Below are 24,466 nucleotides of genomic sequence, written 5' to 3'. Positions count from 1 at the left end.
GGCGGGCCGTCGCCATGTGCGGGGACGCCTGCGCCTCAGTGGTGGACGTGGTGCTCGGAGTCGAGATGCCCTGCCGGCTCGATCTGGAAGGTCGAGTGCTCGACGTCGAAGTGCTCGGCGAGGCATCCACGCAGCCGGTCGAGCACGGCGTGCGCCTCGTCCATGCCGGTGACATCGTCATCGACCACGACGTGCGCGCTCATGATCGGCATGCCGGACGTGATGGTCCAGACGTGCAGGTCGTGGACCTCCTTGACGCCTGGGGTGCCGACGATGTGGGCACGCAGATCGTCGAGGTCGACGTGGTCCGGGGTCGACTCGAGCAGCACCTCCACGACGTCCTTCAGCAGCGACACGGCCCGGGGCACGATCATCGCGGCGATCACGAGGGAGGCGACTGCATCGGCCGGATACCACTGGAGCGTCAGGATGACGGTCGCTGACACCAGGACCGCGACCGAGCCGAGCGCGTCGCCCAGCACCTCGAGGTATGCACCGCGCACGTTCAGGCTCTCCTCCGCGCCGGATCGCAACAGCAGGAGCCCGACGATGTTGACGGCCAGGCCAACGGCACCTGCGGCCAGCACGAGCCCGCCATCGAGCTCGGGCGAGTCACCGAATCGGCGAACCGCGCTGATCGCGATCCACCCGGCCAGGCCCAGCAGGATGAGTCCGTTGAGCCCCGCTGCCAGGATCTCGGTGCGTTGGTAGCCGAAGCTGCGTCGAGATCCAGCTGCTCCCCCGCGCTGCGCCACCGTGATCGCGGCCAGGGCCATCACGAGTCCGAAGGAGTCACCGAGCATGTGGCCCGCGTCGGCCAGCAGCGCCAGGCTGCCGGTGAGCGCTGCGACGACCGCCTCCACGACGAGAACTGTGAGTGAGAGCGCGAGTACGAGCGCGAGCCGGCCACGGTGCTGCACACCAGTGCCGTGCGAGTGATCATGTCCCATGCGAATTAGGTTAGTGATGTGTTGCGTAATCCGCCACGGCGTGTCCGCCAAAAGGACGCGACTGGGACCCACTCCCGACAGACGGCGGTGCGCCGGCGTCCACCCTGACGCGTAGCCGGTGCGCCGGCGTCCGGCTTGCCGGCCGTCGTGGACGCCGGTGCACCGCCCGAGGACGCGGGCGGACGCGTGTGCACCGTCCGTAGACGGGACCTGTGCCGGAACAGCGAAGGGCCCCACCCCGCCGAAGCGGGATGGGGCCCTTGCCAGTGAGGTCCGAGAACCTTACTTGTTGATCTTCGTGACGCGGCCTGCACCGACCGTGCGTCCACCCTCACGGATGGCGAACCGGAGTCCGTCCTCCATGGCGATGGGCTGGATGAGCTCGACGCTCATCTCGGTGTTGTCGCCGGGCATGACCATCTCGGTGCCCTCGGGCAGCGTGACGACGCCGGTGACGTCCGTCGTGCGGAAGTAGAACTGCGGACGGTAGTTGTTGAAGAACGGCGTGTGACGGCCACCCTCCTCCTTCGACAGGATGTAGACCTGACCCTCGAACTCCGTGTGGGGAGTCGTGGAACCGGGCGCGATGATGACCATGCCGCGCTCGACGTCCTCGCGCTTGGTACCGCGCAGAAGCAGTCCGACGTTCTCGCCGGCCTGACCCTCGTCGAGCAGCTTGCGGAACATCTCGATACCGGTGACCGTGGTGGTCTGCTTGGTCTCGCGGATGCCGATGATGTCGACGGTGTCGGTCACCTTGACGATGCCGCGCTCGATACGGCCCGTGATGACGGTTCCACGACCGGTGATCGTGAAGACGTCCTCGACCGGCATGAGGAACGGCTTGTCCGTCTCACGCGGGGGCATCGGGATGTAGTCGTCGACAGCCTGCATGAGCTCGAGGACCGACTCGCCCCACTTGGCGTCGCCGGCGAGGGCCGGGACGGCCGCCACCTTGACGACGGGGACGTTGTCGCCGTCGAAGTCCTGATCGCTCAGGAGCTCACGGACCTCGAGCTCGACGAGCTCCAGGATCTCCTCGTCGTCGACCATGTCGCACTTGTTGAGCGCGACGACCATGGCCGGCACGCCGACCTGCTTGGCGAGCAGCACGTGCTCACGCGTCTGGGGCATGGGGCCGTCAGTCGCGGCGACCACGAGGATCGCGCCGTCCATCTGAGCCGCGCCGGTGATCATGTTCTTGACATAGTCGGCGTGACCCGGGCAGTCGACGTGCGCGTAGTGGCGGTTCTCGGTCTGGTACTCGACGTGCGAGATCGAGATCGTGATGCCGCGCTGCTTCTCTTCAGGCGCCTTGTCGATCTGATCGAAGGCCGAGGCCTCGTTCAGATCGGGGTACTTGTCGTGCAGCACCTTGGTGATCGCCGCGGTAAGAGTCGTCTTACCGTGGTCGATGTGACCGATGGTGCCGATGTTCATGTGCGGCTTGGTCCGCTCGAACTTCGCCTTAGCCACGTGGGGCTCCTTCTTCGAATTGGTTGCTGTTGAACGCCGTCGGATACTCGCGGCACGAGTACCTCAGGCCATCTTATGAGATGGTCCGCTGTTACTCGCCGCGGGCCTTTTTGATGATCTCTTCCGCGACGTTCTTGGGAACCTCCGCGTAGGAGTCGAACTGCATCGAGTATGACGCACGGCCCGAGGTCTTCGACCTCAGGTCGCCCACATACCCGAACATCTCGGAAAGGGGGACGATCGCCTTGACGATCTTGACGCCGCCCATTCCTTCCTCCATGGCCTGAACCTGGCCACGGCGGGAGTTGAGGTCGCCGATCACGTCGCCCATGTAGTCCTCGGGCGTGGTGACCTCGACCGCGAACACGGGCTCGAGGATCACCGGATCGGCCTTGCGAGCCGCTTCCTTGAACGCCATGGAACCGGCGAGCTTGAAGGCGAGCTCCGAGGAGTCGACGTCGTGGTACGCGCCGTCCTCCAGGGTGACCTTGACGTCGACCATCTGGTAGCCGGCGAGGACACCGAACTGCATGGCGTCCTGCGCACCCTGGTCGACGGAGGGGATGTACTCGCGGGGCACGCGGCCACCGGAGACGGCATTGTCGAACTCGTATCCGCCCTCGCCGCCGGCGAGGGGGCCCGTGGGCTCGATCGAGATGATGACCTTGGCGAACTGGCCCGAGCCACCCGTCTGCTTCTTGTGGGTGTAGCTGACGTTCTCGACCTTGCGCTTGATGGTCTCGCGGTACGCGACCTGCGGCTTGCCGACGTTGGCCTCGACGTTGAACTCGCGCTTCATGCGGTCGACGAGGATGTCGAGGTGCAGCTCGCCCATGCCGGCGATGATCGTCTGGCCGGTCTCCTCGTCGGTGTGGACCTGGAACGTCGGGTCCTCCTCGGCGAGGCGCTGGATCGCGGTGCCCAGCTTCTCCTGGTCGCTCTTGGTCTTGGGCTCGATGGCCACCTGGATGACCGGCGCGGGGAACGTCATCGACTCGAGGACGATCTGCTTCTGCGGGTCGGCCAGCGTCTCGCCGGTCGTGGTGTCCTTCAGACCCATGACGGCGACGATCTGGCCGGCGCCGACCGATGCGATCTCGGCGCGCTTGTTGGCGTGCATCTGGTAGATCTTGCCGATGCGCTCCTTGCGGCCCTTGGTCACGTTGATGACCGTGGAGCCGGACTCGAGGCGGCCGGAGTAGACGCGCAGGTAGGTCAGCTTGCCCAGGTGCGGGTCGGACGCGATCTTGAACGCGAGGGCCGCGAACGGCTCGCTCTCGTTGGGCTCGCGGGTGTCGGTCTTGGTCTCGTCGCGGGGATCGAGGCCCGTGATGGCTCCGACGTCGATCGGCGAGGGCAGGAAGTCGATGACGGCGTCGAGCAGGGGCTGGACGCCCTTGTTCTTGAACGCCGTGCCGCACAGCACGGGGTTGAGCTTGGCGGCCAGCGTCGCGCGGCGGATGGCCGGCTTGAGCAGCTCGGGGGTGATCTCGGCACCGTCGAGGTAGGCCTCGGCGAACTCGTCGTCCTGGTCGGCCAGGGTCTCGATCATCTCGGTGCGGGCGGCGGCGGCCTCGTCGGCGAGATCGGCGGGGATCTCCTCGATCGTGTAGTCCTCGCCGATCGCGGTCTCGCCGCGCCAGACCAGCGCGCGGTTGCCGATCAGGTCGACGACGCCGATGAAGTCGCCCTCGGCACCGATCGGGACCTGCAGGACGAGGGCCGTGGCGCCGAGGCGCTCGCGGATCGTCTTGACGCAGTAGTCGAAGCTGGCACCCGTGCGGTCGAGCTTGTTGACGAAGCACATGCGCGGGACGCCGTACTTGTCGGCCTGGCGCCAGACCGTCTCGGACTGCGGCTCGACGCCGGCGACACCGTCGAAGACGGCGACAGCACCGTCGAGGACGCGCAGGTTGCGCTCGACCTCGACGGTGAAGTCGACGTGCCCGGGGGTGTCGATGATGTTGATCTGGTTGTCCTTCCACCAGCAGGTCGTCGCGGCCGACGTGATCGTGATGCCGCGCTCCTGCTCCTGCTCCATCCAGTCCATCGTGGCGCCGCCGTCGTGGACCTCACCGATCTTGTAGTTGATGCCGGTGTAGAACAGGATGCGCTCGGTCGTCGTGGTCTTGCCGGCATCGATGTGAGCCATGATGCCGATGTTGCGGACCCGGTTGAGGTCGGTGGTGATGTCGGTTGCCACGAGTGTGATCGCTTCCTTTGATGCGGATGCCCCGCCCGCCCCCCGGTCAGGGGGCAGGCGAGAGGTGGAGGTGGTGCTGACTTACCAGCGGTAGTGCGCGAACGCCTTGTTGGCCTCGGCCATCTTGTGCGTGTCCTCGCGCTTCTTGACGGCGCCGCCGAGGCCGTTGCTGGCGTCGAGGAGCTCGTTCATGAGGCGCTCGGCCATCGTCTTCTCGCGGCGCGAGCCGGCGTAGCTGACGAGCCAGCGCAGGGCCAGGGTGTTCTGGCGGACCGCGCGGACCTCGATCGGGACCTGGTAGGTCGCGCCGCCGACGCGGCGGCTCTTGACCTCGATGGCGGGCTTGACGTTGTCGAGCGCGCGCTTGAGCGTGATGACCGGATCGGTGCCCGACTTCTCACGGGTGCCCTCGAGGGCGGTGTAGACGATGCGCTGGGCGACCTGCTTCTTGCCGTCGACCAGGACCTTGTTGATCAGCGAGGTGACCAGCTGGCTGCCGTAGACCGGATCGGTCTCGACGACGCGCTTGGGCGCGGGACCCTTACGAGGCATTACTTCTTCTCCTTCTTGGCGCCGTACAGGCTGCGAGCCTGCTTGCGTCCCTTGACGGCCTGCGTGTCGAGGGCGCCACGGATGATCTTGTAGCGAACGCCGGGAAGGTCCTTCACACGGCCACCGCGCACGAGCACGATCGAGTGCTCCTGCAGGTTGTGGCCCTCGCCGGGAATGTATGCAGTGACCTCGGTACCACTCGAGAGCTTCACGCGCGCGACCTTGCGCAGCGCGGAGTTGGGCTTCTTCGGGGTGGTGGTGTAGACGCGGGTGCAGACACCGCGACGCTGAGGGGATCCCTTGAGCGCGGGGGTCGTCGTCTTGACGACCTTGCGCTGACGGCCCTTGCGGACCAGCTGGTTGATCGTGGGCACTACAAACTTCCTTCTTCTGGCTGGCGCGAGCCATGAGTCGTGATGCACTCGCCACCGTGGATTCCGGCAGGATGCGTGCATCGGCCTGATGAGTTCAGGCACAGAGGAAAATACTACCGGGCACCCCCACCCGGAAACAAATTCACCCATCCACGGTCCCGGACGTTCACCGCACGTTCAGGGCGTCGTCGGGCCGTCGAGCAGCGCGATGCCGTCGTCACCGTCGAACTGCAGGCGCTCGCGCGGGACGCGGTGCCACAGGGCGAGGTACAGGTCGGAGGCCGTCCCGGAGACCACGGCATCGGCGTCGGCCGTCGCGTCGAGCTGCACGGGAGAGCCCGCCTCCTCCTCGGCGGGCGCGACGACCCACGACCGGTCGAGATCGGCGGCGACCAGACGGATGCGCGAGCGCACGTGGGGACGTGCGCCCCCTGCGGTCATCCGCGGGAAGAAGATCCGCAGCACCTCGTCGATGCCGTCGGCGGCGAGCTCGGCAGGGACGGCCCACTGCGACTCGTCGCGTCCGAGCGCCTGCAGCAGGTCGACGACGTGGACCGTCGTCTCGAGCAGCTGCCGGCGAGGCCAGAACGCCGCCGTCTCGTCGATGCGCGAGAAGTTGGGCACCGGCTCGGCCGGGTCGACCGCGCGCAACGCGGCGAGCAGCGCGGTGGCCGTGCCGGCGTACCAGTCGGCCGGGTCGCCGACGACCAGCGGCTCCGGCTCGACCAGGCGCTGCCCGCTGAGGACGATCGACGCCGCCCACCGGTGCACCGTGCCGAGGTGCTCGACGAGGTCACGCACGACCCATGGGTCGCAGGCCGGGACGGGCTCGTCGCCCGACGCCTCCCGGACGAGGGACGCGAAGCGGCGTGTCGCCTCCTCCAGCAGTGTCAGGTGGTCGATCTGCGGCACGCCGGTCATGCGCCCATCATGTCGGACGCGGGTCGAGCAGCTGCGCGAGGTGGACGGCCTCGACCGACGCGAGGTCGTCGAGCTGCGTACGGCACGAGAACCCGTCGGCGACGACGACCGTGCCCGCCGGCGCGTTGCGGATCGCCGGCATGAGCTGCTGCTCGGCCACCGCGACCGAGACCTCATAGTGGCCCTTCTCGACGCCGAAGTTGCCGGCCAGCCCGCAGCAGCCGGACACCCGGTCGATCGTCGCGCCGGTCGCGGTCATGATCGCCATGTCGGCGTCGAATCCCAGCACCGAGGCCTGGTGGCAGTGCGGCTGCACCACCAGGGTCGATCCGGTGAGGTCGGGCGGCGTCCATCCCTCGGTGCGCTGCAGCAGCTCGGCGAGGGTGAAGACCCCCGCCGCGACGTCGACGGCACGCGGGTCGTCGACGAGCTCGACGGCGTCCGACCGCAGGACCGACAGGCACGACGGCTCGAGGCCGACGACGGGGACGCCCGCCGCGACGTACGGGTGCAGCTGGTCGACCGCTCGCCCGATCATCTCGCGCGCGGTGTCGAGCTGACCCGTCGTGATCCACGTGAGGCCGCAGCACTGGGGACGGCCGAGCACCTCGACGTCGTAGCCCGCGCCGTCGAGCACGCGCAGAGCGGCCTCTCCCCCGGCCGTCGAGAAGAACTCCGTGAACGAGTCGGCCCAGATGACGACCTTCGGGCGACCCTGCTCGAGCACGGGTCGCGCGGTGCGGGTGAACCGCCTGGTCGCGAACATCGGGAGGCTGCGGCGCTGGTCGACGCCGGCGACCCATCGCGCGATCGAGCGGACCCCGGGCGTGCGCAGCCCCAGGTTGGCGAGCCAGGCGATCGGCGACGTCACGCGCGCCCAGAACGGCAGCCGGCCCAGCACGTAGTGACTGCGCGGGCGCAGGCGTCCCTTGTACGACTGGTGCAGCACCTCGGACTTGTAGCTGGCCATGTCGATGCCCGTGGGGCAGTCGTTGAGGCAGCCCTTGCACGACAGGCACAGGTCGAGCGCCTCGTGCACCTCCGGCGCGCGGAAGCCGCCCGTCACGAGTCGGCCGTCGATCATCTCCTGCAGCACGCGGGCGCGACCGCGGGTGCTGTCCTTCTCGTCGCGCGTGGCCTGGAACGACGGGCACATGACGCCGTTGGAACCCCGGTTGTCGGCGATGCACTTGCCGACGCCGGTGCAGCGGTGCACGGCCTTGCCGAGGTCTCCCTCGTCGTGCAGCAGGCGCAGGCCGAGCCGCCGCGACAGCTGCTCGCGACCCGGCGAGTGGATCGACTCGGGGCCGCGCAGGTCGGCGTCGACCGCGGCGGGACGCACGAGCACCCCGGGGTTGAGCAGGTCGCCGGGATCGAGGATCGCCTTGACCTGCTCGAACAGCGAGATGGCCTCGCCCGAGTACATCAGGGGCAGCAGCTCGGAGCGGGCCCGTCCGTCGCCGTGCTCGCCCGACAGCGAACCGCCGAGCGCCGCGACCTGCGTCGCGGCGTCGACGAGGAACTGCCGGAAGACCTGGTGGCCACCCTCGGCGTCGAGCGGGAAGTCGATGCGGATGTGCACGCAGCCGTCGCCGAAGTGGCCGTAGGGGACGCCGTCGAGGCCGCGGTCCTTGAGCAGGGCGTCGAGCTCGCGCAGGTAGGTGCCGAGCTTCTCGGGCGGCACCGCGGCGTCCTCCCAGCCCGAGAGGGCCTTGCCGGGCAAGGTGCGCGTCGCGAGACCGGCGCCCTCCTCGCGGATGCGCCACAGCACGGCCTGCTCGCCGCCGTCGGTGACGACGCGGTGGTCGACCGCCGACGCGGCGCGCGAGGCACGTGCCACGGTGTCGGCGACCTCGCCGACGTGCTCGCCGGAGATCTCGACGAACAGCCAGCCCTGTCCACGCGGCAGGTCGGGCACGGCACCGCGGTGGGCGCGGTAGACGTCGACGATGCGCGAGTCGAGCCCCTCGCACGCCGTGGGCCCGAACGGCAGCAGCGCCGGGACGTCGTCGGCGGCCTCGGCCATCGAGGCGTACCCGAGCACGAGGATCTGGCGCACCGGCGGGTCCTCGACGAGCCGGACGGTGGCCGATGTCATGGTCGCGAGCGTGCCCTCGGTACCGGCCATGAACGTCGCGACGTCGAAGCCGTTCTCAGGCAGCAGGTGCTCGAGGCTGTAGCCCGACACCTGCCGGCCGAACCGGCCGAACTCGGTGCGGATCGTCGCGAGGTTCGCACCGACCAGGGCGCGCAGGTCGTCGAGCGTCGCCGACGTGGGGGCCTCGCCCCGGCCGACCGTCAGCTGCTCCCCCGCCATCGTCACGAGGTCGAGCCCGACGACGTTGTCGGCGGTGCGGCCGTACGCGAGAGCCCGCGAGCCGCAGGCGTTGTTGCCGATCATCCCGCCGACGGTGCAGCGCGTGTGCGTCGACGGATCGGGGCCGAACCGCAGGCCCAGCGGCGTGGCGGCCTTCTGCAGCACGGCGTGCACGACCCCGGGGTCGACACGGGCGGTGCGGGCCTCGACGTCGATGTCGTGGACGCGGTTGAGGTGCCGCGTGAGGTCCATGACGACGCCGGTGCCGACGGCGTTGCCGGCGATCGACGTGCCGGCGCCACGGGACGTCAGCGGGGTGCCCGTGGAACGGCAGGCCTCGATCGTCGCGAGCACCTCCTCGGTGCTGCGCGGTCGCACGACGACCTGCGGCACGACCCGGTAGAGCGAGGCATCGGTGCTGTAGAGGGCACGCGTCAGGCTGGAGTCGTCGACATCGGCGACGCCGAGGCGACGAAGCTCGCCGACGACGTCCGTGGCGATCTCGAGGATCGTCACGTCCAGATCTCGATCGACTGGCCGAGGATCGTCGCGACGTCGTCCTCGTGGACCTCGAGCGGCGCAGTGGCCAGCAGCCGCTGCTGCTTCATGGTGCCCTCGACCAGCGAGTCGACGTCGCCCTCGTCGAAGCCGACGGCACCGATGCCCGATGGGATGCCGACGTCGCGCATGATCTGCGCGAGCACCTGCGGCAGGAACTCGGCCGGGTCGTCGGGACGCACCGCATCAGGTGCGAGCAGCTCGGCCGCGCGCACGTGCCGCTCGGGCGAGGCCTCGAACGTGAACCGGAAGGCCGCGGGAGCGGTCAGCGAGACGGCCATGCCGTGCGGCACCATCGCGTGGTCCGCCCCGTAGCCCTCAGGGCGGAAGTCGCGCACCTGACCGGCGATCGGGTAGGCGTTGGCGTGCGGGATGTGCACGCCGGCATTGCCGAAGCCGAGGCCCGCGAACGTCGCGGCCATGGCCACCTCGGTGCGGGCATCCAGGTCGTCACCATCGCGGACGGCCGTGCGGAACGAGCCGGCCATGAGGCTCAGCGCCTTCTCCGACCACATGTCGGCGATGGGGTTGGCTCCGCAGTAGGGCACCCGCTGGTCGGCCTGCTTGTGCTCGTAGGACGTGAACGGACGCGCGGTGTAGCTCTCGAGCGCGTGGCACAGGATGTCGAGACCCGAGGCGGCCGTGACCCCCGCCGGCTGGGTCAGCGTCAGCTCGGGATCGACGACCGCGAGGGTCGGACGCAGCCGCGCGTGCGAGATGCCGGTCTTGACGTGCTGGCTCACGACGTCGAGCACGCAGATCGTGGTGCTCTCGCTGCCGGTGCCGGTCGTGGTGGGGACGGCCACGAGCGGCAGCAGAGCGTTCTCGGGCGGTCGGGCACGGCCCACGGGCGCGTTGACGTAGTCCATCAGCTCGCCCTCGTTGGTGACGAGCAGGTTGACGGCCTTGGCGGTGTCGATGCTGCTGCCGCCGCCGACGGCCACGATGGCGTCGAACGGACCCTCCGACCGCGCGAACGCGATCGCCTCCTCGAGGCTCGCGTCGGTGGGCTCGACCCGCGAGCGGTCGAACACGACCGCTTCGACCGAGGCAGCGCGCAGCGACTCGGCGATCTCGGTGGGCGCGCCCGTCGCGAACACGCCGGGGTCGGTCACGAGCAGCACGCGGCGGGCACCCAGCTGGGCCAGGTCGTGGCCGAGCTCGTGCCGCGCGCCGACGCCGAACTTCAGGCCGGGAGCACCGTAGGTGAACACCGACTCGGGGTGCTGGGGATGGAAGACCGACATGTGCGCTCCTTCGACGTCAGGACTGTCGCGAGACTAGCATGCTACTGCGAGAGCGGTTGGATCGTCGCCGAGCGACCCGGCACGTAGAGGTGGTCCCGCAGGGGTCGTGACCAGTCGGGGTCGACGACCTCGTCGCCGTCGACGGCCACCTGCTCCATCAGGAGCGTCGCGGTGCGGACGAGGTGCGCCTCCATGTGGGCCGCCGCGCCCTGCGGGTCACGGGTCTCGATCGCCTCGACGACGGGCGCGTGCTCCTGGGCCAGCTCGACCATCCCCCGCGACCGGCGGATCGTGGACGCTCCACGGGACTGGATCGAGTCGCGCAGCGTCGCGACCTCCGTCCTCAGCCGGGCATTGCCCATGGCCCCCGCGATCGCCTCGTGCAACCGGCGGTCGTGGGCCGTGAAGGACGGCTCGTCGTCGGCCGCCGCGTGCCGGCGCATGTGGTCGAGCTCGGCCCGGATCGTCGCGACCGTGGCGGCGTCGGCGTGGGCCGCCGCGAGCGCCGCTGCCGGCACCTCGACCATGAGCCGCAGCTCGAACGCCGCCCGCACGTCGGCGACCGTGACGCCGCGGATGCGCACGCCCCGGTTGCGCTCGATCGCGACCAGTCCGATGTCGGCGAGGCGCAGGACGGCCTCGCGCACCGGCGTGCGGGACACCCCCAGCAGATCGGCCAACCGGTAGATCGAGTGCAGCGAGCCGGCCGGGAACTCGCCCGTCACGATCGACTCGCGCAGCGAGGCGAAGACCCGGTCGGTCGTCGAGGTGCGCGTCACGGTGCTCGCCGTCCCTTCCCGGTCGCGCTCCCGGAAGACCTGTCTGCCGTGGAGGCCTTGCGACGGAACGATATCGTGTGGTGTCGGAGCGCGGGACGCCGTCGCGACGGACCGACGACCGACCGATCATGTCCCTGACGTGCGGCACGACCGGCGGTGGAGACGACAAGGGGAACTCATGATGGCTCGGACCTCTCGCGTGCTGCTGTGCGCCGTGGCACTCGTCGCGCTCGCAGGCTGCGACTCCAGCACCTCCAGCGACGGCACGAGGCCAACCGCGACGCCCACGGCGACGGAGGCCCCCGACCTGTCCGACCACGAGTCGGGGCCCGAGAGCCCCATCGCCTACGGCCTCTACGTGCCCCAGGGCGCGACCCAGCTCGGCCCCCTGTTCCGCTACCGCAGCTCACGCCTCATCGCGGCCTACCGTCCCGAGCTGCAGGCGATCGAGGCACAGCGCGCCGCCGAGGCCGCAGAGAAGGTCGCCGAGGACGAGGCCGACGGCACACCGTCGCCCAGCCCCACCCCCACGCCCACGACGCGTCCCAGCCCCGACTCGTTCAAGCTCATCGGCGACGACGCCCCGCGCCCCGACACCTCGATCTCGTTGATGCGCATCGACGGCGACCCGTCCGACGTGGTCCGCCGCATGATGGCGCAGATCGCCGCCGCGATCCCCGACGCCGGCATCGAGCTCGACGATCTGTCGAAGTACTGCACCGCCGAGGAGCGACGCATCACGAGCTGCCAGCTCGTCGCCCGCGGACTGACCGAGGGCGAGCGCGAGATCCGCCTGACGATGACCGTCGACACCGGCAACCTGGCCACCCGCACCGCGCCTCCCGGTTCGCTGACGCGGCCCGTCATGCAGCTGACCGCCGAGAACGTCGGAGACCCGCGCGCCGCGCAGCTCGGGCGCGACACCGGCAAGCTGAAGGACGTCGCCGACATCGACACGATCCCGGAGACGTCGGGCCTGATCTGGCCCAAGATGGACCTCGACGCCCCCAACTCGACGCCCCTGGTCAACGGCTGGACCGCCCCCGCCGATGCGACCCTGCTGCTGAGCGGCTACACGCCGCAGTTCGCGGCGATGACCACCGAGCGCGCGGTCGACGCCGACCAGACCGCCGAGCAGTACGTCCTGGCCAACAGCCCCAAGGGCACGCTGACCAAGGACGTCGTCGAGGACCTCAACTCGGTCAGCACGATGTACGCGGTCAAGACCAAGGACGGGTCGATCGCCCGCGCGGTCTACATCCTGTCGGCGCGCGGCAACTACACCGCGCTGTTCTACTCGCCGCCGCGGGCCTGATCGGTGCGGGCCTGACCGGCACCGAACTCGTCGGCGTGGGCCAGCACGTGCTCGACCATCGGCAGCACGGGTGCCACGACTGACCCCACGTCGCCGATCGGCACCCAGACCGCGACATCCGTCGTGCCGCCGACGTCGACGACCCGCGGCGTGATGGCGGGGTCGACGGTGACGGCGTAGAGCAGGTGCACGCCGTGGTAGTCCTCGTAGCGATCACCACGGCCGGCCGCCACCACATGGACGTCGTGGACGTCGACCAGGCGTGACGACAGCGCCTGCAGGCCCGTCTCCTCGTACAGCTCGCGCACCACGGCGTCGTGCGGCGACTCCCCGTGGTCGACTCCGCCGCCGGGCAGCGTCCACGTGCCCGCGGGGTAGCCGACGTGCGAGATGCGGGTCAGCAGGATGCGGTCACCGTCGAAGGCCACGGCATACGCACCGAGCCTCTGCGTGCGGATGGCCTCGGGCACGGCTGGCTCCCTGGTCGGGCTGGACGGGGCGGATTCAGGACGGATTCAGGTCAGGCTATTAGAGTCATCTGCGATGAGTGCTCTCGACCCGCTTCCGGTGGCCACGTCTCCCCCCAAGGAGCGCGTGGCCTATCTCGACAACGCCCGCTACTGGGTCATGCTGCTGGTCGTCATCGGCCACTCGCTGACCGAGCTCGTCGTGATGGACTCCGCCAAGGGCGTCTACACCTGGATCTACCTGTTCCACATGCCGTTCTTCATCCTGATCTCGGGCTACACCGCACGCCACTACATCGGCGACTTCCGGCAGATCCGCCGCATCGTCAGCACGCTGATCGTCCCGTACCTGCTGGTCGAGCTGAGCCTGCAGCTCATCACGCGCCACTACGACGGCAAGCCCGAGAACCTCATGATCCTGTCGCCGCAGTGGCTCGGCTGGTTCCTCGCGGCCCTGTTCATCTGGCGCATCACGACCCCCATCTGGCGGGCCCTGAAGTACCCCATCACGACCTCGATCGTGATCTCCCTGCTCGCCGGCCTGATCGAGATCCCCAACGTCCTCGCCCTGCCCAAGGTGCTGGCGTTGTTGCCGTTCTGGGTCATCGGGCTGCACATGAACCGCGAGCTGTTCATGCGGCTCGGCGACGTGCGCATCCGCATCGCCTCGGTCGTCGTGCTGGTGACGTCGTTCGTCATCTGCCAGCTGTACGCGAGCGACTGGACGACGCAGTGGCTGCTCTGGAAGGACCGCTACTCCGAGGACCCCCTCGACGCCAGCCCGTGGGGTGGCATCGCGACGCGAGGCTCGCTGCTGCTGGTCGGAGCTCTGCTGACGTTCGCGACGCTGTCGCTGATCCCGCGGGCACGCTCCATCACGACGGTGCTGGGCGGCCGGACGTTCTACTGCTACCTGCTGCACGGCTTCATCATCATCCTGCTCGACCGTCAGTTCGACCTGTGGGCGCGGCTCGAGCAGTACGGTGCGGCGTCGGTCGTGGGCTGCATGGTCGTGGCTGTCGTGGTGGCCAACCTGCTGATGACCAAGCCGGTGTCAACGGCCTTCCGGCCGCTGTTCGAGCCCAAGCTGACGTGGCTGTTCCGCGAGGCGGAGCCGCCCTCCGTGCGGGTGCCTGCCTCATCCGTCGAGGCGGCCGCCGCGACGCCAACTGCCGCCGCGACGCAGGCTCCGGTCACGGCGCCGTGAACCATCGGCTGACCCGTGCAGCCGCCACCCTCGTAGCGCTCCTGCTCCTCAGCGGATGCTCGCCGCGCGCGGACGATCCGGTCCGCACGCCCACGGGTCCCCTGCTGACGGCTCGCACGTGCGCCGATCTCGTCGTGATCGGGGCCCGCGGCTCGATGCAGAGCGCCGATCGCAACCTCGGCGTCGGCACGGAGGTGCGTGTCACGGTCGAGCAGCTGGCTAGGCGGCTCCGTCAGCGCGCCGACGTCACGGTGCACATGGAGCCGGTCCTGTACGACTCGTCGCCGACGCCGACGGCCGCCGGTTTCCTGCGCAACACCGCGGCCGGTGGCCGGCTGGCCCTCGACCGCCTGGCGTCACTGGCCGCGGAGTGCCCGTCGAGCCGGTTCGCCCTCGTCGGCTTCAGCCAGGGCGCCCACGTCGTGCACACCGCCGCGATGTCGGTGCCGCCGTCCGTGAGGTCTCGCGTGGCGCTCATCGCGATGATCGCCGATCCCACGGACAACCCGGGCGACCCCATCGCCCGCTGGTCCTACGCGGCCCAGCCGACGGGCGGCCACGGACGCCTCGGAGCCGGCCCCCAAATCCCGACCCCGCTTCGCCATGCGGCAATCAGCTTCTGCGTCGCCGGCGACGCGATCTGCAACGACCGGGGCGCGCCGGGCAGCGGCCAGTCGCCGACCCACAAGCACTTCTACGAGCGGCCTGCGAACGCCGCGATCACCGCTGAGCAGCTCGACCGGGTGCTCCGGCGCAACGGCGTCTAGCCACGCGACGGGCGACGAGGGTTTCGGGTAGGTCCGGCAACCACCAACCCTCATCACCGGTGGCGGATCGGCTCGACCAACGACAGGACCCCCGGCCGCGTGGCCGGGGGTCCTGTCATGCGGTGGGTGACTAGCTCTTCTCGTACGACGTGAAGTCGAAGTCCTCGAGCTGGACGGGAGCGGCAGCTGCATCGCCGAAGCCGTAGTCGTAGTCGCCGTAGCCGGTGACGGCGTAGGCGGCCTGACGTGCGGCCTCGGTGGGCTCGACCCGGATGTTGCGGTAGCGGTCGAGACCGGTACCCGCCGGGATGAGCTTGCCGATGATGATGTTCTCCTTCAGACCGCGCAGCGAGTCCGACTTGCCGTGGATGGCGGCGTCGGTCAGGACGCGGGTCGTCTCCTGGAAGGAGGCGGCCGACAGCCACGACTCGACGGCCAGCGAGGCCTTCGTGATGCCCATGAGCACCGGACGACCGGAGGCGGGGGTTCCGCCCTCGGCCACGACGCGCCGGTTCTCCTCCTCGAACTTCGCACGATCGACGAGGTCACCGGGGATGAGCTGGGCGTCGCCCTGCTCGATGACCGTGACCCGACGGAGCATCTGGCGAACGATGATCTCGATGTGCTTGTCGTGGATGGCCACACCCTGCGAGCGGTAGACCTCCTGCACCTGGTCGACGAGGTGCTCCTGAGCGCGGCGGACACCGAGGATGCGCAGGACCTCCTGCGGATCGGGCGTGCCGTGCGTGAGCATCTGACCGACCTCGACGTGGTCGCCGTCCTGGATCAGGAGGCGAGCACGCTTGGTGACGGGGTACTCGAGGGGCTCCGAGCCGTCGTCGGGGGTGACGACGAGCTTGCGCGTCTTGTCGGAGTCGTCGATGACGACCCGACCTGCGGACTCCGTGATGGGAGCCTTGCCCTTGGGCTGACGTGCCTCGAACAGCTCGACGACGCGCGGCAGACCGTGCGTGATGTCGTCACCGGCCACACCACCGGTGTGGAAGGTACGCATCGTGAGCTGCGTGCCGGGCTCACCGATCGACTGGGCCGCGATGGTGCCGACGGCCTCGCCGATGTCGACGAGCTTGCCGGTCGCGAGCGACCGTCCGTAGCACTTGGCGCACGTGCCGGCCTTGGCCTCGCACGTCAGGACCGTGCGGACCTTGATCTCCTCGACGCCCTCGGCGATCAGGCGGGCGATCTCGACGTCGCCGAGCTCACCGCCTGCCGTGATCAGCACGTCGCCGGCCGCGTTGGTGACATCGGTCGCCGCGGTGCGCGAGTAGGCAGCCGTCTCGACGTTCTCGGCGGCGGTCAGTCGACCGTCGTCGAGCTTGGTCGCGATGACCTGCTTGAGGCCGCGCTCGGTGCCGCAGTCCTCCTCACGGATGATGACGTCCTGGCTGACGTCGACGAGTCGACGCGTCAGGTAGCCCGAGTCGGCGGTGCGCAGAGCCGTATCGGCCAGTCCCTTGCGGGCACCGTGGGTCGCGATGAAGTACTCGACGACCGACAGGCCCTCTCGGAAGTTGGCCTTGATGGGACGAGGGATGATCTCGCCCTTCGGGTTGGCCACGAGGCCACGCATGCCGGCGATCTGACGGACCTGCATCATGTTGCCGCGAGCACCCGAGTGGACCATCATCCAGATCGGGTTGTCCTCCTCGAAGCCCTTCTCCATCTCGGCGGACACCTCGGCCGTGGCCTGGGTCCAGATCTCGATGAGCTCCTGACGACGCTCGTCCTCGGTGATCAGACCGCGGTCGAACTGCGTCTGCACCTTGGCGGCCTGCGTCTCGTAGCCACCCAGGATCTCCTGCTTGCGCGGGGGAACCACGACGTCCTCGATCGAGACCGTCACGCCGGAGCGCGTGCCCCAGTGGAAGCCGGTGTCCTTGAGGTTGTCGAGGGCGTTGGCGACGTCGACCTTGGAGTAGCGCTCGGCCAGGTCGTTGACGATGACACCCAGCTGGTTCTTGCCCACCTGGATGTTGACGTACGGGTAGTCGTCCGGCAGAGCCTCGTTGAAGATCGCCCGTCCGAGCGTCGTCTCGAGGATCTCGCCGTCGATACGGATCTTGACGTGGCTCTGCAGCGAGATCTCGTGGCGCTCGAAGGCCATCATCGCCTCGGGCACGGTGCTGAACGCACGGCCCTCGCCGATGTGTCCCGAACGCTCGAGCGTCAGGAAGTACAGGCCGATGATCATGTCCTGGGTGGGCATGGTGACCGGACGACCGTCGGACGGCTTGAGGATGTTGTTGGTCGACAGCATCAGGACGCGTGCCTCGGCCTGGGCCTCGGCGCTCAGCGGCAGGTGCACGGCCATCTGGTCACCGTCGAAGTCGGCGTTGAACGCCGAGCAGACGAGCGGGTGGATCTGGATGGCCTTGCCCTCGATGAGCTGCGGCTCGAACGCCTGGATGCCCAGACGGTGCAGCGTGGGCGCACGGTTGAGCAGCACGGGGTGCTCGGTGATGACCTCTTCGAGGACGTCCCACACGACCGGGCGAGCACGCTCGACCATGCGCTTGGCACTCTTGATGTTCTGCGCGTGGTTGAGGTCGACGAGCCGCTTCATGACGAACGGCTTGAACAGCTCGAGCGCCATCTGCTTGGGCAGACCGCACTGGTGCAGCTTGAGCTGCGGGCCGACGATGATGACCGAACGGCCCGAGTAGTCGACGCGCTTGCCGAGCAGGTTCTGGCGGAAGCGACCCTGCTTGCCCTTGAGCATGTCGGAGATCGACTTCAGCGGACGGTTGCCCGGCCCGGTGACGGGACGACCACGGCGACCGTTGTCGAACAGCGAGTCGACGGCCTCCTGCAGCATCCGCTTCTCGTTGTTGACGATGATCTCGGGCGCACCGAGGTCGAGCAGACGCTTGAGCCGGTTGTTGCGGTTGATCACGCGGCGGTACAGGTCGTTGAGGTCGGATGTCGCGAAACGACCGCCGTCGAGCTGGACCATGGGACGCAGCTCCGGCGGGATGACCGGGACCGCGTCGAGGACCATGCCGGCCGGGGCGTTGTTGCTGCCACGGAAGGCCTCGACGACCTTGAGGCGCTTGAGCGCACGGGTCTTCTTCTGACCCTTGCCCGTCGCGATGATCTCCTTGAGCGACTCCTGCTCGGCGTCGAGGTCGAAGTCCTGCAGGCGACGCTGGATCGCCTTGGCGCCCATGAAGCCCTCGAAGTACTTGCCGAAGCGGTACGTCATCTCGCGGTAGAGCAGCTCGTCGCCCTCGAGGTCCTGGACCTTGAGCTTGGTGAAGCGGTCCCAGACCTCGTTGAGGCGGTCGATCTCGCGCTGGGCGCGGTCGCGACGCTGCTTGGCCTCGCGCTCGGCGGAGTCCTTGACCTTGCGCTTGGCGTCGGCCTTGGCACCCTCGTCCTCGAGGGCCTTGAGGTCTTCCTCGAGCTTCTGCATGCGCTCGTTGACCTCGTTGTCACGACGGCTCTCGAGCTGCTGGCGCTCGAGGTCGATCTTGGCCTCGAGGCTCGGCAGGTCGGCGTGACGAGCCTCCTCGTCGACCTTCGTGATCATGTAGGCGGCGAAGTAGATGACCTTCTCGAGGTCCTTCGGTGCCAGGTCGAGCAGGTAGCCCAGACGGCTGGGGACACCCTTGAAGTACCAGATGTGCGTGACCGGAGCAGCGAGCTCGATGTGGCCCATGCGCTCACGGCGCACCTTGGACCGCGTGACCTCGACGCCGCAGCGCTCGCAGATGATGCCCTTGAAGCGCACGCGCTTGTACTTGCCGCAGTAGCACTCCCAGTCGCGAGTGGGGCCGAAGATCTTCTCGCAGAAGAGTCCGTCGCGCTCGGGCTTGAGCGTGCGGTAGTTGATCGTCTCAGGCTTCTTGACCTCGCCGAACGACCATCCGCGGATGTCGTCGGCGGTCGCGAGACCGATCCGGATTTGATCGAAGAAGTTCACGTCGAGCACGTTGGTCTTCTTTCCCTTTCAGAGGTTCTTGCTAAGTGGCGGGAGGGTCTGAGTGCGAGGGGCCGTCAGCGACGACGGCCCCTCGACGAGGCTCAGACTTCTTCCACGCTGGAGGGCTCGCGCCGGGACAGGTCGATGCCGAGCTCTTCGGCGGCGCGGAAGAGATCCTCTTCGGCGTCGCGCATCTCGACAGCGGTTCCGTCGCTCGAGAGCACCTCGACGTTGAGACACAGCGACTGCATCTCCTTGACGAGAACCTTGAAGGACTCCGGGATACCCGGCTCCGGCACGTTCTCGCCCTTGACGATGGCTTCGTAGACCTTGACGCGTCCGAGGATGTCGTCGGACTTGATGGTCAGGAGCTCCTGCAGCGCGTACGCCGCTCCGTAGGCCTCGAGGGCCCACACCTCCATCTCACCGAAACGCTGTCCGCCGAACTGCGCCTTACCGCCCAGGGGCTGCTGCGTGATCATCGAGTACGGACCCGTGGAACGTGCATGGATCTTGTCGTCGACCAGGTGGTGCAGCTTGAGCAGGTACATGTAGCCCACCGACACGGGGTCGGGGAAGGGCTCGCCGGTGCGGCCGTCGAACAGACGGGCCTTGCCGTCGCGCTTGACCATGCGCTCACCGTCGCGGTTGGGCAGGGTCGAGGCCAGGAGTCCCTGGATCTCGTCCTCGCGGGCACCGTCGAAGACCGGCGTGGCGACGTTGCTGTCGCGCGGTGCACGGTCGGCACCGATCGCGCGCAGGCGGTCGGCCCACTCGTCCTTCATGTCGGTGATGTCCCAGCCGGTCTTGGCGACCCAGCCGAGGTGCGTCTCCAGGACCTGTCCCACGTTCATGCGTCCGGGGATGCCGAGGGGGTTCAGGACGATGTCGACGGGCGTGCCGTCCTCCAGGAACGGCATGTCCTCGACCGGGTTGATCTTGGAGATGACGCCCTTGTTGCCGTGACGACCGGCGAGCTTGTCACCGTTGGAGATCTTGCGCTTCTGGGCCACGTAGACGCGAACCAGCTGGTTGACGCCCGGGGAGAGCTCGTCGCCCTCCGCGGAGTCGAACACGCGCACACCGATGACGGTGCCGGACTCGCCGTGCGGGACCTTGAGCGAGGTGTCGCGCACCTCGCGCGCCTTCTCGCCGAAGATCGCCCGGAGCAGTCGCTCCTCAGGCGTCAGCTCGGTCTCGCCCTTGGGCGTGACCTTGCCGACCAGGACGTCACCGTTGCCGACCTCGGCACCGATGCGGATGATGCCGCGCTCGTCGAGATCGGCCAGCATCTCCTCGGAGACGTTGGGGATGTCCCGCGTGATCTCCTCGGGTCCGAGCTTGGTGTCGCGAGCGTCGACCTCGTGCTCCTCGATGTGGATCGAGGTCAGCAGGTCGTCCTGGACGACACGCTGGGACAGGATGATCGCGTCCTCGTAGTTGTGACCCTGCCAGGGCATGAAGGCGACGAGCAGGTTGGTGCCCAGCGCCATCTCGCCCTCGTCGGTGCAGGGACCGTCGGCCAGCGGCGTGCCGACCTCGACGCGCTGCCCGTGTGCCACCAGCGGACGCTGGTTGGTGCAGGTGCCCTGGTTGGAGCGCTTGAACTTGGCCAGGCGGTACGTGAAGTACGAACCGTCGTCCTGCATGATCTCGATGGCGTCCGCGGACACCTCGTTGACCACGCCGGCGACCTTGGCGACCGTGACGTCACCGGCGTCGACGGCGGCACGGAACTCCATGCCGGTGCCGACGAGCGGCGCGTCGTTGCGGATCAGCGGGACAGCCTGACGCTGCATGTTCGAGCCCATGAGGGCGCGGTTGGCGTCATCGTGCTCGAGGAACGGGATCAGGGCCGTGGCCACCGACACCATCTGACGCGGCGAGACGTCCATGTAGTCGACGTCGGCGGCGGGACGCAGCTCGGCCTCGCCACCCTTCTGGCGCACGAGGACCATGTCCTCGGCGAAGGTCGACTGCTCGGTCAGGATCGAGTTGGCCTGCGCGACGATGTAGCGGTCCTCGTCGGTCGCGGTCAGGTAGTCGATCTGCTCGGTGACGGTGCCGTCGACGACCTTGCGGTACGGGGTCTCGACGAAGCCGAACGAGTTGATGCGACCGTACGACGCCAGCGAGCCGATCAGGCCGATGTTCGGGCCCTCGGGGGTCTCGATGGGGCACATGCGGCCGTAGTGCGACGGGTGGACGTCGCGGACCTCGTAGCCGGCGCGCTCACGCGACAGACCACCCGGTCCGAGGGCCGACAGACGACGCTTGTGCGTCAGGCCCGCGAGCGGGTTGTTCTGGTCCATGAACTGCGACAGCTGCGACGTTCCGAAGAACTCCTTCAGCGCCGCGACGACCGGGCGGATGTTGATCAGGGTCTGCGGCGTGATGGCCTCGACGTCCTGGGTCGTCATGCGCTCGCGGACGACCCGCTCCATGCGGGCCAGGCCCGTGCGGAGCTGGTTCTGGATCAGCTCGCCGACCGACCGCATGCGGCGGTTGCCGAAGTGGTCGATGTCGTCGGCCTCGACGATCGTCGAGCCGGCAGCCGTCTCGAGCTCGGTCTCACCGGCGTGCAGCGCGACGATGTACTTGATCGTCGAGACGATGTCGTCGATCGTCAGCGTCTGCTGGTCGAAGGCCTCGTCGACGCCGAGCTTCTTGTTGATCTTGTAGCGACCGACCTTGGCCGTGTCGTAGCGCTTGGCGTTGAAGTAGTAGTTGTCCAGAAGGGTCTGGGCAGCTTCGCGGCTCGGCGGTTCGCCCGGACGCAGCTTGCGGTAGATGTCGAGCAGCGCGTCGTCCTGGCCGACCGTGTTGTCCTTCTCGAGGGTCAGGCGGATCGACTCGTACTGGCCGAACTCCTCGAGGATCTGGGCCTCGGTCCAGCCGAGGGCCTTGAGCAGCACCGTGACGCTCTGCTTGCGCTTGCGGTCGAGGCGGACGCCGACCATGTCGCGCTTGTCGATCTCGAACTCGAGCCAGGCACCGCGCGAGGGGATGACCTTGGCCGTGTAGATGTCCTTGTCGGACGTCTTGTCGGGCGTGCGCTCGAAGTAGACACCGGGCGAGCGGACCAGCTGCGACACCACGACACGCTCGGTGCCGTTGATGATGAAGGTGCCCTTGTCGGTCATGAGCGGGAAGTCGCCCATGAAGACGGTCTGGCTCTTGATCTCGCCGGTCTCGTTGTTCATGAACTCGGCGGTGACGAACAGCGGCGCGGCGTATGTGACGTCGCGGTCCTTGCAGTCGTCGACCGAGTACTTCGGAGGCTCGAAGCGGTGATCGCGGAACGACAGGCTCATCGTCTCGGAGAAGTCCTCGATCGGGGAGATCTCCTCGAAGATCTCCTCCAGACCGGACTTGGTGGACACGTCGGTGCGGCCAGCTGCAAGAGCGGCTTCGACACCTTCCTGCCACTTCTCGTCGCCGATCAGCCAAGCGAAGCTGTCGGTCTGCAGAGCGAGAAGCTCTGGGACCTCGAGGGGTTCTGCAATTTTGGCGAACGAGATACGGCGGGGCTGAACAGATGCGGAGGTGCGCGAGGCGGCCAAGAGGGGTCCTTCCAAGGGCTCGCAGGCGGGTGGCTCGTGAGGTCGTGCTCCGCGCACGCCAATCGACCCCGGTCAAGGGGCGCCGTGACATCTCGGTGAGGAGATGGGCAGGACAAGGCGAGCGCGAAAGTTCAGTGTAACGCGGGAGCCACGCCGAAGCAAGGGCGGGTCTTGACAAGAGCCGGTTTATAGGTGACGCTATTTGGCTTTTCGTCAACGCTGCAGCGGTTTCGCGCTGCAACCGCAGAGGTTTCGGTTGCGCGGGGCAAGCCCGGCAACGGGCCCAAGGTCCCGACCTAGAGGGCGCGGATGTTGGACACGAGCCAGCCGTCCTTGGCCTTGACCATCGACACCTTGATGCGGTTGGCGAACACCGTGGGCTGTGCGTCGTCGCCGACCAGACGCGCCTGGTCGACGAACACCAGCACGTCGGCCCGGGTGGCCGAGCAGTCGTCTCCGCACGGCAGGGCACCCGATTCGCGCGCCACCGCCTGCACCACGATCTTGCGCTGCGGAGCCAGCTCGGTCAGGGCTGGCGCGATCTTGTCGAAGTCCTTGGCGAACGCCGGCGTCATGAGCGCCTTGGATGCCGTGAGGTGCTGATCGAGCTGGTCGTAGCGGAACGAGAAGATCGCCTCGGACGCGCTCGCCGCGGCCGACGAGGCCTGCCGGCGCGACGTGTCGAGGTCGCTGTCGCTCGTGCCGGAACCGGGCTGCGCAACGACGCACCACACGCCCGCGACGAGCGCCGCGATCGTCACCAGCGTGGCCGGCACGAGCCACAGCAGGTCACGCCGGGACGGGCGCGAGCCCGCCGGACGGTCGTTGCGCGACGTGTCGTCGGCAGGTGCCGTCGCGGACGTCCGGCCGGGCACCTTCGGCGCGACGACCGGCTTGGTGACGGTCGGCTTGCGTGCCGGGGTCGCGACCGACGGACCAGCGGCCTTGGCCTTGGCCGTGCCCACGGGCTTGGTGGCGGGCGCCTTCTTGGTAGCGGGTGCCTTCTTGGTCGCGGGCGACGGCGCAGCAGCGGGCGAGGCCTTGCCCTCGGCGGCCTTCGCGGCCGACGACTTCTTGACTGCCGGCTTCTTGGCGGCCTTCTTGACGACGGGCTTCTGCACCGGAGCAGCGGGGGCGGCCTCGCCGGCGATGCGGCGTCGGCGCACGGGGCCGTTGGAGTCGCTCACTGGTCTGCTCCCTCGGTCGGCGCAGGTGCGCTGGCGGCGGGCTCGGTCGGAGCGGCACCTGTCGGGGCGGGCGTCGTCGCGCCGTCGCTCGGGGCCGGGTCCGTGGCCGACGGATCGGACGGCACCGCGGTCGCCTGGGCGTCGACCGACGCGACGCTCTCGAAGTTCGACACCAGCCACTCCCCCTTGACCTTCCTGAAGGTGACCTTCCAGCGGAAGCGTCGGTCGACCGCGGCCGCGTTGTCGGTGTTGGTGATCGAGGCGTCGACCGCGACGATCGCGGTGGCCGAGTCGTCGTCGATGCTCTCGATCGCGACACCGAGCACCTTGGCGTCGCCGCTCTTCTGCTGCTTGCTCTCGAGCGCGCCGAAGACCGCGTTGGTGATCTCGACGAACTGCTTGTCGTAGCTCGTCGTCAGCAGGCCCTTGAGCCGCTTCTGGTAATCGGCCAGATCGGCCACGTCGTAGGTGTTGTAGGCGACCGCGAAGTCGTTGGCCCTCGCCACGACCTTGTTGCGCTCGCCCGAGTCGCCTCCGTCGTCACCGACGGCCGGCAGCACCACGACACCGACCAGCGCGAGCACGACGCCCAGGCCGAAGAGCCCGGCGAGGAGGCGGATGGACCGAGTACGGGCGGACC

General features: G+C 68.5%; 17 protein-coding genes. 3 read left to right on the top strand and 14 right to left on the bottom strand.

Going from position 1 to position 24,466, the window contains the following annotated elements; genetic code table 11:
* Window positions 1-35 precede the first annotated feature (35 nt).
* From JOF40_RS09210 to JOF40_RS09170, 9 genes are all read right to left on the bottom strand, one after another.
* Window positions 36-950 carry a cation diffusion facilitator family transporter gene (locus JOF40_RS09210; protein WP_129185611.1) on the bottom strand — a complete coding sequence of 305 codons (915 nt, stop codon included), beginning with the start codon at window positions 948-950 and terminating at the stop codon, window positions 36-38.
* 282 nt (window positions 951-1,232) lie between these two features.
* Complete coding sequence (gene tuf / locus JOF40_RS09205; protein WP_129185609.1) at window positions 1,233-2,426, bottom strand: elongation factor Tu; 1,194 nt, start codon at window positions 2,424-2,426, stop codon at window positions 1,233-1,235.
* Window positions 2,427-2,517: 91 nt separating this feature from the next.
* Window positions 2,518-4,629, bottom strand: coding sequence for an elongation factor G (gene fusA, locus JOF40_RS09200; protein ID WP_129185607.1), 2,112 nt, complete (start codon window positions 4,627-4,629; stop codon window positions 2,518-2,520).
* 81 nt (window positions 4,630-4,710) lie between these two features.
* On the bottom strand, window positions 4,711-5,181 hold the full coding sequence (gene rpsG, locus JOF40_RS09195; protein ID WP_119702522.1) for a 30S ribosomal protein S7: 471 nt from the start codon (window positions 5,179-5,181) through the stop codon (window positions 4,711-4,713).
* Complete coding sequence (rpsL, locus tag JOF40_RS09190) at window positions 5,181-5,555, bottom strand: 30S ribosomal protein S12 (protein WP_056606137.1); 375 nt, start codon at window positions 5,553-5,555, stop codon at window positions 5,181-5,183. Before rpsL ends, rpsG begins: the two co-directional genes overlap by 1 nt.
* A 177-nt stretch (window positions 5,556-5,732) precedes the next feature.
* Window positions 5,733-6,476: a maleylpyruvate isomerase family mycothiol-dependent enzyme gene (locus JOF40_RS09185; protein ID WP_129185606.1), complete on the bottom strand. Its 744-nt coding sequence runs from the start codon at window positions 6,474-6,476 to the stop codon at window positions 5,733-5,735.
* 7 nt (window positions 6,477-6,483) lie between these two features.
* Window positions 6,484-9,309: an FAD-binding and (Fe-S)-binding domain-containing protein gene (locus JOF40_RS09180; RefSeq protein ID WP_129185604.1), complete on the bottom strand. Its 2,826-nt coding sequence runs from the start codon at window positions 9,307-9,309 to the stop codon at window positions 6,484-6,486.
* Entirely contained in the window at window positions 9,306-10,598 is a 1,293-nt protein-coding gene (locus tag JOF40_RS09175; RefSeq protein WP_129185603.1) for a hydroxyacid-oxoacid transhydrogenase, read from the bottom strand. The genes JOF40_RS09180 and JOF40_RS09175 overlap by 4 nt, the downstream gene beginning before the upstream one ends.
* Before the next feature lie 41 nt (window positions 10,599-10,639).
* Entirely contained in the window at window positions 10,640-11,377 is a 738-nt protein-coding gene (locus JOF40_RS09170; protein WP_129185601.1) for a GntR family transcriptional regulator, read from the bottom strand.
* Window positions 11,378-11,558: 181 nt separating this feature from the next.
* Here JOF40_RS09170 and JOF40_RS09165 point away from each other — a divergent pair, with 181 nt between their 5' ends.
* Window positions 11,559-12,692 (top strand): hypothetical protein, encoded by a 1,134-nt coding sequence (locus JOF40_RS09165; RefSeq protein WP_209674478.1) that lies wholly within the window; start codon window positions 11,559-11,561, stop codon window positions 12,690-12,692.
* On the opposite strand, the gene JOF40_RS09160 is transcribed toward JOF40_RS09165, so the two are convergent.
* The gene (locus JOF40_RS09160) at window positions 12,671-13,162 is read right to left on the bottom strand and encodes an NUDIX hydrolase (RefSeq protein ID WP_188111879.1); all 492 of its coding nucleotides are present in this window, start codon (window positions 13,160-13,162) and stop codon (window positions 12,671-12,673) included. The two genes, JOF40_RS09165 and JOF40_RS09160, sit on opposite strands and share 22 nt — an antisense overlap.
* A 73-nt stretch (window positions 13,163-13,235) precedes the next feature.
* Here JOF40_RS09160 and JOF40_RS09155 point away from each other — a divergent pair, with 73 nt between their 5' ends.
* Complete coding sequence (locus JOF40_RS09155) at window positions 13,236-14,366, top strand: acyltransferase family protein (RefSeq protein ID WP_188111880.1); 1,131 nt, start codon at window positions 13,236-13,238, stop codon at window positions 14,364-14,366.
* Window positions 14,363-15,133: a cutinase family protein gene (locus tag JOF40_RS09150; protein WP_129185593.1), complete on the top strand. Its 771-nt coding sequence runs from the start codon at window positions 14,363-14,365 to the stop codon at window positions 15,131-15,133. The genes JOF40_RS09155 and JOF40_RS09150 overlap by 4 nt, the downstream gene beginning before the upstream one ends.
* Before the next feature lie 130 nt (window positions 15,134-15,263).
* Here JOF40_RS09150 and JOF40_RS09145 read toward each other — a convergent pair whose 3' ends face one another.
* The 4 genes from JOF40_RS09145 to JOF40_RS09130 form a co-directional block, all read right to left on the bottom strand.
* On the bottom strand, window positions 15,264-19,085 hold the full coding sequence (locus JOF40_RS09145; protein WP_129185591.1) for a DNA-directed RNA polymerase subunit beta': 3,822 nt from the start codon (window positions 19,083-19,085) through the stop codon (window positions 15,264-15,266).
* A 92-nt stretch (window positions 19,086-19,177) separates the two neighbouring features.
* The gene (gene rpoB / locus JOF40_RS09140) at window positions 19,178-22,639 is read right to left on the bottom strand and encodes a DNA-directed RNA polymerase subunit beta (protein WP_129185590.1); all 3,462 of its coding nucleotides are present in this window, start codon (window positions 22,637-22,639) and stop codon (window positions 19,178-19,180) included.
* A gap of 296 nt (window positions 22,640-22,935) precedes the next feature.
* A complete protein-coding gene (locus JOF40_RS09135) occupies window positions 22,936-23,826 on the bottom strand; it encodes a hypothetical protein (RefSeq protein WP_188111881.1) in 891 nt (296 codons plus the stop codon).
* Window positions 23,823-24,410: a hypothetical protein gene (locus tag JOF40_RS09130; RefSeq protein ID WP_129185589.1), complete on the bottom strand. Its 588-nt coding sequence runs from the start codon at window positions 24,408-24,410 to the stop codon at window positions 23,823-23,825. The genes JOF40_RS09135 and JOF40_RS09130 overlap by 4 nt, the downstream gene beginning before the upstream one ends.
* Between the last annotated feature and the right edge of the window lie 56 nt (window positions 24,411-24,466).

Origin of the sequence: Aeromicrobium fastidiosum (assembly GCF_017876595.1) — a bacterium.
Classification (GTDB): Bacteria; Actinomycetota; Actinomycetes; order Propionibacteriales; family Nocardioidaceae; genus Aeromicrobium; species Aeromicrobium fastidiosum.
This window is presented reverse-complemented; position numbering and strand designations above follow the sequence as displayed.

Excerpts from the sequence above, each read along its gene's own strand:
- JOF40_RS09165 (WP_209674478.1), top strand. The coding sequence starts at position 11,559 with ATGGCTCGGACCTCTCGCGTGCTGCTGTGCGCCGTGGCACTCGTCGCG.
- JOF40_RS09155 (WP_188111880.1), top strand. The coding sequence starts at position 13,236 with ATGAGTGCTCTCGACCCGCTTCCGGTGGCCACGTCTCCCCCCAAGGAG.
- JOF40_RS09175 (WP_129185603.1), bottom strand. The coding sequence starts at position 10,598 with ATGTCGGTCTTCCATCCCCAGCACCCCGAGTCGGTGTTCACCTACGGT.
- rpsG (WP_119702522.1), bottom strand. The coding sequence starts at position 5,181 with ATGCCTCGTAAGGGTCCCGCGCCCAAGCGCGTCGTCGAGACCGATCCG.
- JOF40_RS09185 (WP_129185606.1), bottom strand. The coding sequence starts at position 6,476 with ATGACCGGCGTGCCGCAGATCGACCACCTGACACTGCTGGAGGAGGCG.
- JOF40_RS09210 (WP_129185611.1), bottom strand. The coding sequence starts at position 950 with ATGGGACATGATCACTCGCACGGCACTGGTGTGCAGCACCGTGGCCGG.